This is a genomic window from Aurantimonas coralicida DSM 14790 (genome assembly GCF_000421645.1).
Classification (GTDB): domain Bacteria; phylum Pseudomonadota; class Alphaproteobacteria; order Rhizobiales; family Rhizobiaceae; genus Aurantimonas; species Aurantimonas coralicida.
The window spans coordinates 1-18,149 of record NZ_ATXK01000006.1 but is presented as its reverse complement, the minus strand read 5'-3'; the positions used below and the strand labels follow the sequence as shown (position 1 = coordinate 18,149).

Sequence of the window (18,149 nt, the reverse complement as noted above, 5' to 3'; positions counted from 1 at the left end):
AGATCAGGGCTTCTCCGGTCAGGCCTCGAGCGTCTGTTCGACCGCTGTGGCAGCTCGCACGACGCTCGCCTCGTCGAAGGCCGCGCCGGCGATCTGGAAGCCGATCGGCAGCCCGCGGGAGTCGGTCCCGCAGGGCAGACTGATTGCGGGCAGGCCGAGCAGGTTCCACGGATAGGTGAAGCGCCAGGAGGTCTCCAGCACGCTCTCGCGCCGGCCATCCAGCACCACCTCGCGCTGGCCGATCTCCCAGGCGGTGATCGGCATGGTCGGCCCGACCACGACGTCGACCCGATCGAAGACCGTCTGGAACTTCCCGGCCAGGAGCCGGCGGTAGCGTTCCGCCTGGAGGTAGTCGGAGCCCGTCACCAGCCGACCCATCTCGACCAGCAGCCTGACGTCCTCGCTGTAGTTGTCGATGGCGCCGGAGGCCAGATGCGGGAGATGGTAGGCGGTCGAGGACGACAGTTCGATGGCGAAGATCGCGCCGAGGCCACAGGCGAGTTCCGGGACCTCGAATTCGACGATCTGTGCGCCGGCAGCGGCCAGGCGCTCGATCGTCGCCTCGACCGCGGCCGCGACTTCGCTGTCCAGAGCCTCGAAGAAATGGTTGCGGCAGACGCCGACGCGGAGCCCCGCTACGGGCGCGGCCGCGAGCGACGCCAGATCGGTCGGCGGCTCGTTCGCCGATGCCGCATCGTCTGGATCGTGCCCCGACATCACGTCGACGAGCAGCGCCGCATCGGCGACGTTGCGGGTGAGCGGGCCGGCATGGTCCAGCGACCAGCTGTGCGGCACGATGCCGGAGCGGCCGATCCGACCGAAGGTCGGCTTGAAGCCCACAGTCCCGCAGAGGCTGGCCGGAATGCGAATGGAACCGCCGGTATCGGAGCCGGTCGCGGCGAGGCAGAACCCGGCCGCGACGGCAGTTCCCGATCCGCCGCTCGATCCGCCCGGCACCCGGCGCTCGTCATGCGGATTACGGGTCGGCGGGGTCTCCATGCCCCAGGCGAATTCATGCATCCGCGTCTTGCCGATGAGGATCGCGCCGGCCTTGCGCAATCGGGCGATGGCGGCGCCGTCCTCCTTCGGAAAGGCGATCTCGGCGTCCGTACCGGCCGTCGTCGGCATGTCGGCCGTCAGGTAATTGTCCTTGACCGCGATCGGGATGCCGTGGAGCGGGCCCAGTGCCCGACCGTCGCGCACGGTTCTCTCCGCCGCTTTCGCCTGCTCCAGGGCGTCGTCGGCCAGATGGACGAAGGACTGGAGCGTGCCGTCGCGAGTTGCGATCCGATCCAGGCAGGCACCGATAAGATCCACCGGCGACAAGCGCGCGTCCCGAATTGCCCTTGCCACCTCGCCGATCGGCGCATCGAAGGCGGTGTCGATGTCCATCAGGCGTTCTCCCCGCGGCGCAGCGGCCTGAACACGATGGCCGGGTGGGTCTCGCCCAGATCGAGGCGACGCAGCGCGGCGATCTGTTCGGCGATCGCGGTGTAAGCGGTCCGGACTTCCGCCACCCGATCGGCGCGGATCAGCGTCTCGGAGTCAATCTTGCGTTCGTCCTGCATCGGCTCTCTCCTCGTTCCGGTCACGGCTCGCGGCTGCCGCCGCCGCCCGGACGGTCCGGCGGCGACTTGAGCAGGAGGTCCATCACCTCCTGCGGGAAAGTGCTCGGCCGTTCGCGCCGCGGCATGCCGTCGACAAAGGGCATAAGCTGGAGCTTGGCGACCTCGAAGGTCTGGCGCAGCCGCGCCACCGGATCGGCATCCTCGTCGACGCGCAGGTCGAGCCGCGCATAGGCTTCGCCGGCGTAAACCAGCAACGCTGCCGACTGCTTGCCGCGCTTGTCGCCTCCCGCGCCCTGAGCGGCTTCGAGGCAGCGCATCAGCCGTTCGCCGAGCGGCTCGTCCGCCGTGCCGGTGAAGCTGTCCTCCATGGCGGCGATGACCTCGGGGCCGGTCAGCATGTTGCCTTGGGCGGCATAATCCGTGCCGGTGGCCGCAGCATAGGCGGGCGTGCAGGCGTCTCCGGTCCAGGACGCCGAGCCGCCGGCCGCGTCGACGACGCCGACCTGCCTGAGATGGGACTCCGGATCAGCCGCCATGGCCGTGGCAAGGGCAGCTTCGGCGCCCGCTCCCTCCCCAAGCGCATCGAGAATGGCCGAGGCGAGGCAGGGATTGACCCAGGACTGGGTCGTCACCGCACCGAGGCCGGGCCGGACATAGGGGCACATCGACCCAACGGCCGGCACGGCAGAAGCCACCGCAACGCCCAGTTCGCCGGTTCGCGCGCACCGCGCGACGATGGAGAAGGTGTTGGCTTCCATGGCAGTGACGCAGCTCCCGTCTGGCTTGCCGCTAGATCCGCAGATGCTGTTCGAGCGTCGCGGCGGTGTCGGCGTGGGCCGCATCCCCCTGCTCGACGATCTCGCCGATCTTGAGGATCGCGTAGCGGTCGGCGACCGACAGGGCGAAGGGCAGGTTCTGCTCGACCAGGAGCACGGCGACGCCGTTCTTTTCCTTGGTCTGCCGCAGCACCTCGGCCATCTTGGTGACCATGGAGGGCTGCAAGCCTTCGGATATCTCGTCGATGAGCATGATCTTCGGCCGGGCGACGAGGCCGCGCGACAACAGCAGCATCTTCTGTTCGCCGCCGCTCAGCGTGCCGGCGCGCTGGCGAAAGCGCCGGGCGATGACCGGGAAGGCTGCTTCCACGTCGCCCATCCGCTCGGCGAGCAGCCTGTCGCTTTCCACGCCGAGGCGGAGGTTTTCCTCCACGGTCAGGTCTTGGAAGATCGCGAATTCCTGCGGCGTATAGGCCACCGACTGGCGCGCGATCAGGTGCGGCGGACGGTTGGTGATCTCCTCCCCGCCAAGGCGGATGGTGCCACGCGACGCCCGCACGTAGCCCATGATGGTCTTGAGCAGCGTCGACTTGCCCATGCCGTTCTTGCCGAGGATCACCAGGATCTCGCCGGGCGCGATGCCGAAGCTGACGTCGCGCACCACGGTTGCCGCGCCGTAGCCGCTGCTGACATTCTCGACGGCAAGCCAGTTCTCGCGGGGCGTGAGGTTCTGTGCTGCGCTCATGCGGCGGTCTCCAGATTGTGGCCGGCATAGACCGCCTTGACGAGATCGGACGAGACGACCTCCTCGACGCTGCCGTCGAGCAGGAGCTTGCCTTGGTGGAGGACGACGATCCGGTTGGAGATTTCCCGGACGAAGTCGAGATCGTGCTCGATCAGGAAGACGCAGAGCCCGTATTCCTCGACGAGGCGGGTCAGGACGTGGCCAATGGCGGTGCGCTCGGACTTGGTCAGTCCGGCGGTCGGCTCGTCGAGCAGCAGGACGCGCGGCTCGGTGGCCAGCACCATGGCGAGTTCCAGACCGCGCTTCATGCCGTGGGACAGATAGCGGGTCTCAAGGCCCAGCTGCTGGTCGAGCCCGGTTGCCCGCAGGATCTCCAGTGCCGGCTCCGGCAGCGCCACCGTCTGCCGCCGCACGAAGGCAGAGGCGCCGTCGATGCGGTAGCGGGCCAGCCGCAGGCAGTCACCCACCGTCAGGCTGTCGAACAAGCTGGTATTCTGGAAGCTGCGACCAACGCCGAGCCCGACGATCTTCTGCGGCGAACGGCGACCGATCTCGGTGCCCGCGACGGTCACCTCGCCGCTGGTGCGCTCGGTGCCGTTGCTGATACAGCGCATCAGCGTCGTCTTGCCGGCGCCATTCGGGCCGACAATGCTCAGAAGCTGCCCTTCGCGCGCCTCCACCTCGATGCCGTCGAGGACGGTCAGGCTGCCATAGCGACACGTCAGGGCCGCGATGCGGATCGGCGCAACGGACGTTGCCGTGGGCCGCACGCCGGTTCCCTCGGCCGCGACCAGACGCACACCGGCGGCGTGATGGCCCTCGCCTTCGGGGTTGGAGCGCGCGCGATACCGGCGCCAGGCACCGGTGACCAGCGAGGCGAAGCCGTTCGGCAGGAGAATGATGACCAGCACGAAGACGACGCCGACGATGAACTTCCACAGGAACGGCAGGCTGCCGGACAGATAGGACGACGTCACGTCGATGCCGATGGCGCCGAGGATCGGGCCGAGCAGCGTGCCGCGTCCGCCGAGCGCCACCCAGATCAGCGATTCCGTGCCGAGCAGGAAGCCGCCGAGCTCCGGCGCCACGACGTTGGTGAAGGCGGCATAGCCGAAGCCGGCGACCGCGCCGATGGCGCCGCAGGCCACGAACAGGCCGATCTTGATGCGCGAGACCGGGATGCCGAGGTAGGCGCAGCGATCCTCGTTCTCGCGGATCGCCACGAGGATGCGGCCGTAGTCGGAGCGCACGAAGAGCCAGGCGACTGTGGCGACCGCGACGAGCAGGATGCCGGCGATCACGAACCAGGTGTCGATCGACCAGTAATAGGTCGGGAAGCCCGACAGGCCGCTGCTCGAGCCGGTGAACCGGCCGCCCGCGAAGATGATCTGGACGAGCACGATCGGCAGCGCCAGCGTCATGATCGAGGAATAGAGCGGCGAGGCGCCGTGATAGAAGGACAGCAGCCCCACCAGCCAGGCGGTGACCGCCGCGGCGACGATGCCGATGACCAGCGCGAGCGCGAACCAGCCCGGACCGAAGCCCCAGTGGGTGGCGACCAGCGCACAGGCATAGGCGCCGATGCCGAAGAAGGCCGACTGGCCGAAGGTCAGGACGCCGGTATAGCCCCAGACGAGATCCACCGTCAGCGCCAGCACGCCGAGGAAGAGCGCCCGGATCAGGACGTTGGTCATGTAGGTGTCGAGATAGAGCGGTGCGGTCGCCACGATGACAAGTGCGACGGCGGCCCCGGCGAGCGTCGTCCAGATCTGGCGCGACGAGCGCTGCGACGCGTTCGGAATGTTGTCAGCCACGGGACAGTCCTTGGGGTTTGATACGCAGGATGACTGCGGCGAGGACGACAATGGTGATACCGCCGAGGATCGGGCTGACGAAGGTGCTGACCAGCACCTGGGCGCCGCCGAGGAACAGCGAGGCGAGCGCCAGCCCGGGGATCGCGACCCCGGAGACCAGCACCAGCATGAAGGAATTCACCAGCCAGGGCAGGCCCATGTTCGGGTCGACCGAGAGCAGTGGCGTGATCAGCGCGCCGGCGGCGCAGGCCAGCGCGGCACCGAGGCCGAAGGTCATGGCGCGCACCCGGACGCTGTCGATGCCGAGGCCGCGGGCAAGGTTCTCGTTCATGATCACGGCCCGGGCGTGAAGGCCGAAGCGGGTGAGATACAGAAGCGCGGTCAGGAGCCCGCCGATGATCACAGCGACGGCGACGAGGATCAGCCGCCAGGACGAATAGGTGGTGGCGAGGATGTCGGTCGTGCCGGAGATCGGGCTGGCGGCGAACTGCACTTCACGGCCGAAGATGAAGACGATGACCTGCGCGATGACGATGCCCAGCCCCCAGGTGGCGAGGATCGCGTCAAGCGGGCGCGAGTAGAGCGGCCGCACGATCAGGCGCTCCACCACGACGCCGAGCAGGAAGCCGACGATGGCGGCGGCAGGAATGGTCAGCCACGGGCTGAAACCGGCATCGGTCACCACATGCGCGGCGTAGCCGCCGACGGTCAGGAAGGCGCCGTGGGCGAAATTGATCAGTTTCATCACGCCGAGGATGATCATCAGCCCGGCGGCCACGATGAACAGCATCGACGAGGTCGTCAGAATATCGAGAAAGAGCGTCGCCATCCGGTCTCCAGCGGCCTGTGCCTGTCGGGTGGAGATGGCCGGCGGACATCGCCCGCCGGCCATCTCTCATGGTCTGGGTGGTCGGCTCAGAGGTTCGGGCACTGCTCGCCGGGATCGACATTGTCGAAGGTCTTGATGACCTCGACGCCGCCGGCATCGGTGACCTGGCCGAGATACATGGTCAGCGGCGTGTGATGCTGCTTGTTCATCTGGATCTCACCGCGCGGGCCGGTGAAGGACACCTCCGGCAATGCGTCGACGATCGCCTGGGGCTCGACCGAGCCGGCCTTCTCGGCGGCGGCCTTGTAGAGATAGATGGCCTCGTACTGCGGCACGGACAGATCGTTCGGGGTCTTCAGCTCGCTGCCGAACTTCTCTTCCATGGCGGCGAGGAAGGTCTTGTTCTCCTCACTGCCGATGCCGGTCAGATAGGACTGGGAGATGTAGATGCCGGCCGCGTCGGCGCCCATGTTCTTGGCGGTACCCTCGTCGACGGCGAGGTTGCCATAGGGGATCGATACGCCGGAATTGCGCAGCTGCTTGGTCAGGGTGACGTTCGGCGCGCCGCCGGCCGTCGAGGTGATCAGCGCATCGGGATTGCTCGACTTCAGATCGCTGATGATCGCGGTCCAGTCGGAGCCGTCCATCGGCAGATACTGCTCGCCGAGCACCTCACCACCCCGCTCGGTGATGTAGTCGCGGGTGAATTCCAACATGCCGCGGCCGAAATTGTAGTCGCTGCCGATCAGGTAGAAGGTCTTGGCGCTGAGGTTGTCGACGAAGTGGTCGACGATCGGCTTGACCTGCTGCTCGGGCACCCAGGCATCGACGAACATCCAGGGGCTGCAGGACCGGCCCTCGTAGAAAGAGGTGTAGATGAACGGCTTGCCGGCGCGGTTGACGATCGGCAGGCCGGCATTGCGGGCAGCGCTCGTCTCCATGGAGATCAGCACGTCGACGTCGTCCTGGAAGACCAGCGAGTCGAAGGCGCGCTGGGCGCCCTGGGCGCCGCTGCCGTCATCGGCCACGACCAGCTCGACCTGGCGGCCGAGAATGCCGCCTGCCGCGTTGATTTCCTCGACGGCGAGCTCGCTGGACTGGACGACGGAAGGCGCGACGACGCTGTTGGCGCCGCTGAGGCCGACGGGAATGCCGATCTGGATCGGCTCCTGCGCCGAGGCGCTGCAGGCCATGGCTCCCAGAAGCGCGACGCTTCCGGCTAGACTCTTGATGTTCATGACGTGTTTTCCCTGTTTGAGAGGCCTGTTTCAGTACCAGCCGGGCCGAACCGCCGTGCCCAGCATTTCCCCGTAAAGATCCGTCCGGCGATCGCGCATCACCTGGTTGAAGTCGTTCCAGTTGCGCTTCCTGCGGGACTGGGAGAGGTCGCAGATGGCGGTCACCAGTTCCGACTCGCGCGCACTTGCGGCGCCGGCGACCGGCCAGCCATTGTGGTCAACGATGAGGCTCTGGCCGATGAAGGGCTGGCCACGCTCGGTGCCGACCCGGTCGCAGGCGGCAACCACCATGGAATTGCTGTGCGCGGCGCCCATGCACAGGACGTTCGCCATGGCCGGCATGCCGACCGGCTGCTCGGCCATCGGCACCCAGTTGGTCGGCACGCAGACGATGTCGGCGCCCTGCAGCGCCAGAATGCGCCAAGCCTCGGGGAACCAGCCATCGTAGCAGATGAGCACGCCGACGCGGCCGAATGGCGTGTGAAAGACAGGGAAGCCCAGATCGCCGCGCTCGAAATACAGCGCTTCGTCGGCCCACAGATGGTTCTTGCGATAGGTGCCGATGACGCCTTCGGGGCCGATGACGATCGCGCTGTTATAGAGCTTGACCCCGTCGTGCTCCAGGAAGCCGGCCACGATGTAGAGGCCGCGCTCGGCTGCCAGCGCTGCCCAACGGGCAATGGAGCTGCCGGTCGCAACATCCTCGGACAGCGCATAGGCCTCTTCACGGCTTTCCAGGACGTAGCCGGAATTGCACAGCTCCGGCAGCACGATCAGCCGGGAGCCGGAATCGGCGGCCTCACCGATCAGCTTCAGGCTGGTCTCGACATTGCGCTCGATCTCACCGATGCGCGGCTCGAACTGCGCACATGAGATCTGGATGCCTGCCGCCTGCGCCATAAACCTTCGCCCCCACCTTCGCGTTTGTGCCAACCCGCGCCGGCCCTTGCCGGCATGCCACGAACAGCGGCGCGCCAAGGGCTGCGATGGGGAAAGCCTACCCGATCCGGGTGCGCGTTCAAGTGACTTGAACGGATTTCTGTAAGAATTTTGGGCGCGCACAATACGCAGGCAGCCTGCCGATTTGGCGGGCAGGACGGACGCTGCCGGCACCACCGCGGTGCCCTGCCCCGCCGGCTGTTTGCGTGCTCAGAAAGTAGGCGGCGTATTCACCCAGAGGACCCGCGCGACCGTGTCGCCGTCATTACGATATTCGTGCGGACGCTCCGAACGGAAGGCAAACGAATCGCCCGGCTCGAGCACGTAGGTGACGCCCTCGACGGTCAGGGTGAAGGTGCCCTCGAGCACGAAGCCGATCTCCTCGCCGACATGGGCAAATGCGCCGTCGGTCGAACCGCCGGGATTGACGATGTGGATGTTGGCCTCGAGCACGTTGCGGGGCGCGGCAGGCGGCAGCCGCTCCAGCATGATGCCGGCGCCCCGGCGGGACTGGCCGACGCCGATGACCTGTCGCTCGCCGGCCCGGTGGACGATCGCCGCGTCCTCGTCCTGTGGCTCGAACAGGAAGGCGATGTTGATTCCCAGCGCATCCACGAGCTTGCGCAGCATCGTCAGGGTGGGATTGACCCTGCCCGTCTCGACCTTGGACAGCATGCTTTCCGAACAGCCCACCGTCGCAGCAAGCTGCTTCAGCGAGAGATTGTGCAGGTTGCGCATGTGCCGGAGCTTGCGGCCGACATCCTGCGGCACCGAGTTACGCATCTGTTGCATCCGGCAAACAACCTCAACTTGGCGGACGGATCGCTCCAGCTACAACCGAACCCATCCATGACTCGGGCCAGATAACCGCAAGTGGCATGCAACCGGAACCCCTCGTCGCCCCGCAAAGTGTGATGCGAGGATCGCTGCCGCGTGGCTCGACGCTCGGGGCGATGACGATCCTCTTTCTCGGACCGTCCGAAGTGTTGCAGGATACCGCAATCCTTTGCCGGGACAGGCGCGTGCGTAGCGCGAGCGACCTTGCGAACCGGACAAGGGCCCTCTGTAGGTCCACGCGACGCGCGCTGTGGCACATGCCGCTTCCTATCCGCAGTCCGACCAGGCAGTGGCCACCGCACTCCCAGCACTTGACGGCGAGATGCCCGCGTGGCGCGATCGAGCCCCATCAAATGCGAGGTTCTCGATGAAGATGGTCGCCGTCGCTTGCTTGGCTACGCTCGGCTTCGCAACGAGCACGCAGGCGCAGCTCCTCAGCCCCCTGCGAATTGTGCAGTGGAGAACGCCGGTCAGCCCTTTTCAGCCGGACAGCGTCGGGTCGCTTCTTCGTCTGATGAGTCGGGGGGAAAGGTACGCACTGCCCTTGCCGCGCTACCTAGAGTTCCGCAACGACCTGGTTCGCATCACGACGGCATCGGGATCCGCATGGCATCTGATACCGCTCAGCCCAGAGCCTTCTCATTGCGGCAGAGCCTGGTGCGGGATGGTGGATCAAGATGCGCGATAAGGCGTCGACGCCGCATTAAACCGCGCCCCGCGGGCGGAATACGTGCATGCCATCTGCCGCAAAGCTCACAGGAACTGTTGGTCCCGCTGTCTATCGACATGGAATGTCCAGGAGCATCTTGGGGAAAGAGCCATCGGCCCCTCTCGCCTTCACGGAATGCTCCTCGTGTACCGGGGCCGTAGCGTCGCATCCACGATTGCCCCGCAATCGAAGTATTTTTCACACAGTCGTCTACAGCGAAATCCGTCTTTGATGATCGCTTGAAATGGTCGTCGGCGCGACAGAGCCCGGTGGGACGCCATCACACCAGCCTATGGCATTCAGCCAAATGGCTCGAACGGAGGCGATATGTGCAGATTCTGCACGGCCAGTGCCAAAAAGACGCTCATTTTCCTCAGCGTCACTAGGATATATTTCTCAATTAACCAGACCTTACCGTAAAAGTGAGCGGACATTGACGCAAGACGCCGCGCCCTGCTTAAATCCGCATAGTCGTTTCGGGATCTAATCCTGCATGCTCCCCGCGCAAAAATAGTTGAGGTTTCGATGCTTAGAACGATCTTAGGTGGCATCTGGCTGGTTTGCGCATTGCTTTTCTTCATGATGGTTCAGCAACCTGTGAGCGTAGAAGCGCAATGGCTGATTGCGATTACTGCTCTGGCCGTAGCTATTGGCATATACACACTTCGTCTGAGCGGCACATGGAAATATATATTCCTAGGCGCCGTCAGCCTTGTCGTCCTGCGTTACGCGTACTGGCGCACCACATCGACCTTGCCCTCCGCGGACGATCTCACCAACTTCATCCCGGCCATTATCCTCTATGGCGCCGAGATGTATTGTCTGCTGATGCTGGCGATGAGCCTTTTCGTGTCTGCCGATCCGCTCGAACGCCCGCAGGCGCCGCAGTATCCGGACGACGAGTTGCCCAGTGTCGACGTGTTTGTGCCCTCCTACAACGAGAGCTCCGACATCCTGTCGCTCACCTTGGCGGCCGCGAAATCCCTCGATTACCCACAGGACAAGTTGCACGTGTATCTGCTGGACGACGGCGGCACGGACGAGAAGCGACTGTCGTCGGATCACAAGACCGCGCTCGCAGCGCAGACGCGTCACGAAGAACTGCAGTATCTGTGCCGTGATCTCGGCGTCGGCTATCTGACCCGGCCCGCCAACGTTCACGCCAAAGCCGGCAATCTCAACAACGGACTGGCGCATTCGTCCGGTGCGCTAGTGGTCGTGTTCGATGCTGACCACGCACCTGCCCGGGAGTTCCTGCGCGAGACCGTCGGGTTCTTCAAGCGCGATCCCAGGCTGTTTCTCGTTCAGACGCCGCACTTCTTCTCCAATCCCGACCCGCTGGAGAAGAACCTGTCCACCTTCCGAACGATGCCGTCGGAGAACGAGATGTTCTACGGCACGATCCAGAAGGGCCTGGACAAGTGGAACGCCGCGTTCTTCTGCGGTTCGGCTGCGGTGCTGCGCCGCTCGGCTCTCGACCAGGTTGGCGGCTTCTCCGGCGTGTCCATCACCGAGGATTGCGAGACGGCGCTCGATCTCCACTCGCGCGGTTGGAACAGCCTCTATGTCGACCGGCCGATGGTCTCCGGGCTGCAGCCAGAGACCCTTGTCAGTTTCATCGGCCAGCGGTCGCGCTGGTGCCGGGGCATGATCCAGATCCTGCTGCTGAAGAACCCAGCATTCCGGTCCGGCCTGACCTTGGCACAGCGCATCTGCTACATGTCGAGCGGCATGTTCTGGTTCTTTCCGTTCGTCCGCCTCGTCTTCCTGGCGTCGCCGCTGCTCTTCATTCTGTTCGACATGAAGATCTTCGACGCCTCGGTGGACGAGTTCGTCGCCTACTCCCTCACCTACCTCTTCGCCGGCGAACTGCTGCGCAACTATCTCTACGGCCGCGTGCGCTGGCCCTGGGTGTCGGACCTCTACGAGTACATCCAGTCGGTCTATCTGGTGCGCGCCATCATGAGCGTGCTGATCAATCCGCGGCGCCCCACCTTCAACGTCACGGCGAAGGGACTAACGATGGACCGGGACCGCCTTTCGGACCTGTCCTGGCCCTACTTCGTGATCTTCGGCGCGCTCCTGCTGACCATGGGTGTTGCGATCTATCGTTATCAGACCGAGCCGGAAATCGGTGGCATGCTGCTGGTCGTTGGAACCTGGAACCTCATGAACCTGGTCGTCGCAGGCGCGGCGCTTGGGGTCGTCACCGAGCGGATGGAACGCCGGCAGGCGCCGCGGATGCCCAGTGCCCGCAAGGGCGAACTGGTCGTCGCGGGAGCAACGGTTCCGGTGGTGATCGAAGACGTATCGCTGGGCGGCGCCAAGGTCGCGGTGCTTGGCAGGCTCCCCGACGCGATCGATCGCGAGGATGCTCGGCTCCTCGTCTGGACCCAGGACGGCACCCGCGAACTGGGCTCGCTGCCGGTGACCGTGAAAAGCTTCGGCGGTGGCGAGGACGGTCTGGGCTTGGGACTGCGGTTCCGCGCCGGCGTCACGCACTACCCGCTGATCGCCAACCTGATGCTGGCCGATCTCGGCCCGGTCCGTGCCGCCCGTCTGGCCCGGCGCAACCGCCGCGGCATCCTCGGGGGAAGCTTCGCCTTCATCGGCTGGAGTCTCGCCTACCCGCTGGGCGCGTTCCACCATCTCATCTTCGATCGCGATGCGAAGCAGCCGGCGTTGGAGGCGGACACCGCACCGGCCCCGGCGGCAGCCCGGCCGAACTCAGCCAACGCCTGAAGGTATCACCATCATGATTTTCTCCAGGACCCTCCTGTCGACCACTATGCTGGCGGTCGCCAGCCTCGCCCCGCTCGCGGCATCCGCCCAGCCTGCCAACCCTTTCGCGGTTCCGGCGCCTGCCATCCCGGCCCCGCCCGCGGCGGTTACGGCTCCTGCCAATCCAAGCGCATCCGCGACCCTGCGCAGGTTCAACGCAGGTTCGGCCGAACTGGCCTTCGCCGGCGAGCGTGTGGAACGGGCCTACCCGTTCTACGTCACGGCGGCGGAAACCGCCCAGGCGGCACAACTCGTCCTGTCCTATCAGAGCGCCGTCTCGATCATGCCCGAGACATCGCGAATGGCCGTCTTCATCAACGACCTGCCCGTCGGTGAAACACAGCTCGGTCGCAGCGGCGAATTGTCGGTCGCCATTCCGGCGGGCGTCCTGCAGCCCGGCTATAATGGTATCCGCATCCTGGTCGACCAGCACCATCGCGTGGACTGCTCGATCGAGGGAACCTACGAATTGTGGACCCGGATTGCCCCGTCGCTCAGCGGCCTGGACTTCGGAACCCCCTATGTAGAGCTCTCCTCGCTCGCCGATCTGCCGGCCATCGCCCGTACCGGGACGGACCGGATGGCGATCAATCTCGTGCAGAGTGCCGGCCGGATGGCGGACCTCGACCGCGCGATGAGCGTCCTTCAGGCTACCGTACTCCTGGCTGGTATCGATCGTCCCGCCGTTACCGTTTCCGGCAGCGCCGGGAGCGGCCCCGGCCTCGACATCATCATCGGCACACCGCCGGGTGGCGTGCGGCCGGCCTCGACGCGTCCGGCTGTTCAGGTCGCCCCGGACGTATCCCTGATCGCTCCCGAGGCGGGCAGCAGGGCGACCCTGCTCGTCGGCTCGCAGATCACCGGTGACATCGACAGGACGATCGCCGCGCTCGTCGAGGAGGCACGGTCGAACGCGCCGATGGGAACGGCAGCGGGCCTGAGGTCGCTGTCCATTCCCCAGGGCCAGACTGTCTCGTCCAAGACATCCATCCCGCTTGTCGACCTGGGGCTCGACACGCGAGAATTCGCCGGCCGGGCCTACCGCTCCGAAATTGCCTTTGACCTGCCCAGCGACTTCTACGCTGCAGACTACGACGCGGCACACATCACACTCGATGCGGCCTATGCTGCGGGCTTGTCGGAGGACGCCACGCTCATCGTCCGGGCAAATGGTCGGCAAGTGTCCTCACTGCCCCTGAGTTCGACCAGACAGGGACGCATCGAACAGCAGACGTTGAAGGTGCCGCTGAGCGCACTCCGACCGGGGCACAATCGCGTCACCTTCGAGGCGACGCTCCTGAGCGGCAGCGACGAAACCTGCGAACCCATCGCATCGATCAGCGATATGCCAGCCCGCTTCGTCATCGGCCCAGGCTCCGCCCTGCATCTGCCGCGCGTCGCGCAGATGGGTCACCTGCCCGATATGGCGGCCATGTCGGCAGGCCGAAGCGTAGCCGGCGACAAGAGCGAGACGCTGACGATCTATTCCACCGGCCTGAATGCGCCGGGCCTGGACGCGGCGGCAACTCTTCTGGCGCAGATCGCCGCCTCGTCCGGAAGCGTCCAGCCGGTGAAGGTCTCGCGCGACGTACCGATGGTCGCCTCGGGTGATCTCCTGGCCGTCGGCACATATGCCGATCTCCCGCCTGCTCTACTGGATCAGGTCGGGCTGGCTGTCCCGTCGAGGCTCGGAGCGAAGGCGGAGACGGACGGCACGCAGGCGTCGCTGTCGCAGGAGGAGGCGGGCGGAGCGGGGCTCGGCAACATCCGGATCGCCTCTTTTGCGGATGCCTTCGCTGCCCCCACCGACATCGCGTCCCGCATCGAGGAACTCGGCGGCTGGGTCGGTGGTCTCGTCAGTGCGCAGGCATCGAACTTTCTCGGCCTGGGCGAGAACGACGCCTTCACCAACAGCGGTGGTCACGTGCCGGAACCAGCCAGCAGGCTGGTCATGGCGCAGGCCGCCACGCCCGGAGATCGCCCCTATGCCTGGACGGTCGTCGCTGCAGCGGATGCCGCTACACTGACGGCCGGCGTCCAGACAATGGCTGCGGCAGCAAACTGGGCGCAGCTCGGTGGCGCCGTCACGGTCCTTCACGATGACGGCCAGGTGGTCTCCCACGACGCCAGCGAGGAGCGCCTCTACGAGACGCAACCGCGATCCTTCGGCAACCTGCGGCTGGTCTTCGCCGGCTGGCTGTCTCGCCATCTTCAGGCATATGTGCTGACGCTGATCCTTCTGGCCCTGATGCTCGGCATCTCAACGCGCCTGTTCCTGTCGCAGGTCGGAAACCGCGACCGATGAGATCGATCCTCACCCTTTGCGCTCTGGCGTCGCTGGTCCCCGCCATGACCTATCCTCCGGCCGCGCACGCCAACCCCGTTACGGCGACGTCTGCCGCACCCGAGGTCCTGCCGGCCGACTATATCGTCGGGTCGTGGCAGCTCTATCGTAGCCTCTTCATGTCCGCCGAAGGGCGGATCATCGACCGTGAAAACGGCTCGATCAGCCACAGCGAAGGCCAGGGCTACGGCATGCTGATCGCCGTTGCCGCAGGCGATCGCCAGAGCTTCGATGCCCTGTGGGACTGGACCGAACGCGAACTGATGGTGCGGGACGATAATCTGGCGGCGTGGAAATGGGATCCGGCCGCCTCGCCCCACGTCACCGACCCCAACAACGCCACGGACGGGGACATCCTGATCGCTTGGGCGCTGCTGCGAGCCTGGAAGCTCTGGGGCGTCAGGGATCATCTGCGCGAGGCTCGCGCCATCGTGGGCGACGTGGTGGCGCTTGCCACGACCGACAGTCGCTACGGCACGGTTCTGCTGCCTGGTGTCCAGGGGTTCACCGTCGAGGACAGCGCCGACGGGCCGGTCGTCAACATGTCTTACTGGGTGTTTCCCGCAATCGCGGAGCTCGGAGAGACAATGCCCGAATTCAAGGCGCTGAACCTCGCAGCGAGCGGCTTCGCGCTGCTGCATGCGATCGACGCCACACCTGAGAAGATCCCGTCCGACTGGACGGGGATCGGCGGTGAGTTTCCGCACCCGGCGGCGGCCTTCGCTCCGACCTTTGGCTACAACGCCGTCCGGATCCCGCTCTACGTCGCTTGGCAGACGAACACCGAACCGCAACTGCTCGAGAGCCTTCAGCGGGCCTGGGGCGACGAAGGCCGCAGCGGTCTGGCGGTGCTCGACGTGACCACCGGGACGCCGATCGAGCCGATGGTCTCGCCGGGCTACGACGCAATCCTCGACGTCATCGCGTGCAGCTTGGGCCAGAGCAATTCGGCGCGTCGCGCGAAAGCGTTCGAGCCGTCAACCTATTATGCCAGCACGCTTCACATTCTCAGCCTGATGGCCCTCTCAGAAAGGTATTCCGAATGCTTCTGACGAGATCCCGCGGACTTGCGTCCGTCGCCTTTCTCACCGCCATGCTGGTCGCTCCCGTGTCGGCCGAATCCGATTCCGCGACTCCCGGGAGCCTGTCGTTCGGACTGTCTACGGGGGCCACCGCACCAGGCGCATCCGCTCCCGATGAGAATGCAGCGCCTCCCGTATCGAGCCGCAGTGGCGACATCCTGCGAACCTTCTATCCGCAGATCGACGCCGGTGCGATGGCCCCTGCTCCAGCCGGCCTCGCGCCGACCGGTGTCGCACAGACCGGCGGCACGGCTGCCGCCAATCCGTTCGCCATCCCTGCTCCGGTCACGGCGCCGGCAGCCGTGGCCGTCGCCCCAAATCCATTCGTCGTGCCCCCGTCAGCGACCACTGGCGCCCCCACCGATGCGACGCATCGGAACCGTCCGGCTTTTTCCATCGACGGAGGCACCGACGCCCAGACCGGATCGGGCGACAGGAGCGGGATCGACGAGAGTGCGCTGCGCTACTATGCGGAGCAGCGCAATCTCGAGCGGGTCGGCGCCGAAATCCGTCGCCTGAAGACGCTGTATCCGGCCTGGACCCCTCCCGCCGATTTGTTCGCTCCCAAGAGCGATGTCGACGAACAGCCGCTCTGGGACCTGTTCGCGGCCGGCCGCTTCGCTGAGGTGCGTAGCAGGATCGCGACCTACCAGGCGCAGCATCCGACCTATCGACCGTCGGCGGATCTAGCGACCAAGCTCGACGATGCCGACGCCCGCCAACGGATCAAGGCGGCTTTCGAGGCCGGTGACTGGTCATCGTCGCTCGCTGCCGCCCGGGAGCGTCCGTCGCTTCTGGTCTGTGCGGAAATGGATGTCCTGTGGCAGGTCGGGGAAGCCTTCGCCCGATCCGGCGATCTGGCTCGTGCCTTCGATCTCTACGGCTACGTTCTGACCACATGCGACAATCCCGGCGAACGCCTCGCCACGATGCAGAAGGCGGCCCTGCTGTTGCCGCAGAAGGGCGTCGATGCCCTGATCACCTTCGGCGGAACCTTGGCGAACGGATCCCGCGAGTTCGACGGCATTCGCTTCCAGAAGCTGCGTGCCGAGATCGGCGAAGAGATCGCCGCCGGACAGAAACGCTCGCGCGTGTCCGCGAACGACCTTCAGGCCTACGAGCGTTTCGCCAAGGCGACGCTCTCGGCCGAGGATGCCAGCCTCCTGGGCTGGTACCATTACAATCTCCAGCGGTTTGACATGGCCAAGGAGTGGTTCAGCCTTGCCTCCGACATCGAGCCCAACCCGAAGCATCTGGAGGGGTATGTCCTCTCGCTGCGCAATCTGGACGAACTCGATACGGCCGAAGATCTGGCCTATCGCGAGTACGAGGACTCGCCCGAACTGGCGAAGATCTATGTCGAGCTGGTGGCCGACAGGATGAACGATCCAGCGGTCGCGGCGGATCTGTCCGTTGCCGATCTCGGTCGTTTCCAGACCGTGGTCGAGGATACACGTTCGGCCCTCGGCGCCCAGACGCTGGGCTGGCACCTTCTGGAAGACGACAAGATCAACGAGGCCGGAACCTGGTTCGAGAAGTCGGTGGATTGGGACGTCACCGAAGAGGGCGTTCTCGGCCTCGCGGTCGTGGCCAGCCGGACCAAGAACAACGCCGGTCTGAAGCAGATCAAGGCCCGGTACGGCGACGAATTCGCCACGCTCGCCGAGATCGAGGAATACGCCCCTCCCGCCCGCGTCGTGTCGTACCGGCCGGGCAGGTCGGCTGCATCGCCGTCGCGCGGAACGCGGCGGGCACGGTCTGGCGGCGGCGGCGGCGACAGGCTGATGCGGCAGGCCAACCAGCAGTTCCAGGCAGGCGACTACAATGGCGCTCTGGCGACCCTCAACAAGCGAGAGGCACGAAGCGGCAAGTCCTACGGCGCCGAGGTGCTGAAGGGCTGGGTCAACATCAAACTCCGGCGTTGGGACGAAGCCGACCGCATCTTCCGGAACCAGGACAAGAAGCGCTCCACACGAGACACACGCTTCGGCATCGGTGCGGTTGCGAACTCGAAATACGGGATGTGGCCGGAGAACCAGAACAACTGCAAGGTCCGGTTCAAATGCTAGATCGTCGGGGGCCGATCACTTTCCGGCGGGAATTTATGTCATTTAACCGCACGGACAATCGTGTTGCATTCGAAAGGACGAAAGAACGGGACCTGAGTTCCAGCGCGAGGTGCAACACCCCCTAGCCGATGTAGGATCGGCTTGGTTTCCAGACCTTTCGGGAGTGTTGCCATGTCATGCTACGAGCATCTTTCGTCCGCCGAAAGAGAGCGGATTGCCATTCTCCTCGCGGCCGGTCATTCGAAGGCGGGCATAGCCAAGACTCTTGGCCGGTCGCGGTCGACTATCAGTCGCGAACTGGAACGCAACGCGCTGCCAGGCGGCGACTATTCGCCGGTCGTAGCCGACGGAGCCTATATCGAGCGCAGGAGGCGGGATGCCGTGCTCGAGAGTGACGGACGCCTGCGCCAGTTCGTCA

General features: G+C 65.6%; 14 protein-coding genes. 5 read left to right on the top strand and 9 right to left on the bottom strand.

Going from position 1 to position 18,149, the window contains the following annotated elements:
- Nucleotides 1-18 precede the first annotated feature (18 nt).
- From H536_RS0113520 to H536_RS0113480, 9 genes are all read right to left on the bottom strand, one after another.
- On the bottom strand, nucleotides 19-1,392 hold the full coding sequence (locus H536_RS0113520; protein WP_024350982.1) for an Asp-tRNA(Asn)/Glu-tRNA(Gln) amidotransferase GatCAB subunit A: 1,374 nt from the start codon (nucleotides 1,390-1,392) through the stop codon (nucleotides 19-21).
- Nucleotides 1,392-1,568: a hypothetical protein gene (locus H536_RS24400; RefSeq protein ID WP_155898480.1), complete on the bottom strand. Its 177-nt coding sequence runs from the start codon at nucleotides 1,566-1,568 to the stop codon at nucleotides 1,392-1,394. The genes H536_RS0113520 and H536_RS24400 overlap by 1 nt, the downstream gene beginning before the upstream one ends.
- A gap of 20 nt (nucleotides 1,569-1,588) precedes the next feature.
- Nucleotides 1,589-2,326: a DUF1028 domain-containing protein gene (locus H536_RS0113510; protein WP_024350981.1), complete on the bottom strand. Its 738-nt coding sequence runs from the start codon at nucleotides 2,324-2,326 to the stop codon at nucleotides 1,589-1,591.
- 31 nt (nucleotides 2,327-2,357) lie between these two features.
- The gene (locus H536_RS0113505) at nucleotides 2,358-3,089 is read right to left on the bottom strand and encodes an ABC transporter ATP-binding protein (protein ID WP_024350980.1); all 732 of its coding nucleotides are present in this window, start codon (nucleotides 3,087-3,089) and stop codon (nucleotides 2,358-2,360) included.
- A complete protein-coding gene (locus H536_RS0113500; protein ID WP_210310293.1) occupies nucleotides 3,086-4,783 on the bottom strand; it encodes a branched-chain amino acid ABC transporter ATP-binding protein/permease in 1,698 nt (565 codons plus the stop codon). Before H536_RS0113500 ends, H536_RS0113505 begins: the two co-directional genes overlap by 4 nt.
- 112 nt (nucleotides 4,784-4,895) lie before the next feature.
- Entirely contained in the window at nucleotides 4,896-5,732 is an 837-nt protein-coding gene (locus H536_RS0113495; RefSeq protein WP_024350978.1) for a branched-chain amino acid ABC transporter permease, read from the bottom strand.
- An 86-nt stretch (nucleotides 5,733-5,818) separates the two neighbouring features.
- Nucleotides 5,819-6,970, bottom strand: a complete 1,152-nt coding sequence (locus H536_RS0113490) for a substrate-binding protein (RefSeq protein ID WP_024350977.1) — start codon at nucleotides 6,968-6,970, stop codon at nucleotides 5,819-5,821.
- 30 nt (nucleotides 6,971-7,000) lie between these two features.
- Nucleotides 7,001-7,870, bottom strand: a complete 870-nt coding sequence (locus H536_RS0113485; protein WP_024350976.1) for a nitrilase family protein — start codon at nucleotides 7,868-7,870, stop codon at nucleotides 7,001-7,003.
- 249 nt (nucleotides 7,871-8,119) lie between these two features.
- Nucleotides 8,120-8,692, bottom strand: a complete 573-nt coding sequence (locus H536_RS0113480; protein ID WP_024350975.1) for a cupin domain-containing protein — start codon at nucleotides 8,690-8,692, stop codon at nucleotides 8,120-8,122.
- Nucleotides 8,693-9,980: 1,288 nt separating this feature from the next.
- On the opposite strand from H536_RS0113480, the gene bcsA reads away from it, so the two are divergent.
- The 5 genes from bcsA to H536_RS25165 all read left to right on the top strand — a co-directional run.
- Nucleotides 9,981-12,197, top strand: a complete 2,217-nt coding sequence (bcsA, locus tag H536_RS0113475; protein WP_024350974.1) for a UDP-forming cellulose synthase catalytic subunit — start codon at nucleotides 9,981-9,983, stop codon at nucleotides 12,195-12,197.
- Nucleotides 12,198-12,243: 46 nt separating this feature from the next.
- A complete protein-coding gene (locus tag H536_RS0113470; RefSeq protein ID WP_024350973.1) occupies nucleotides 12,244-14,541 on the top strand; it encodes a cellulose biosynthesis cyclic di-GMP-binding regulatory protein BcsB in 2,298 nt (765 codons plus the stop codon).
- Nucleotides 14,538-15,632 (top strand): family 8 glycosyl hydrolase, encoded by a 1,095-nt coding sequence (locus tag H536_RS0113465; RefSeq protein ID WP_024350972.1) that lies wholly within the window; start codon nucleotides 14,538-14,540, stop codon nucleotides 15,630-15,632. The genes H536_RS0113470 and H536_RS0113465 overlap by 4 nt, the downstream gene beginning before the upstream one ends.
- Before the next feature lie 224 nt (nucleotides 15,633-15,856).
- Nucleotides 15,857-17,731: a hypothetical protein gene (locus H536_RS0113460; protein ID WP_024350971.1), complete on the top strand. Its 1,875-nt coding sequence runs from the start codon at nucleotides 15,857-15,859 to the stop codon at nucleotides 17,729-17,731.
- 171 nt (nucleotides 17,732-17,902) lie between these two features.
- Nucleotides 17,903-18,149 (top strand): helix-turn-helix domain-containing protein (locus H536_RS25165; protein WP_024350970.1); only part of this gene is annotated, 247 nt, incomplete at its 3' end.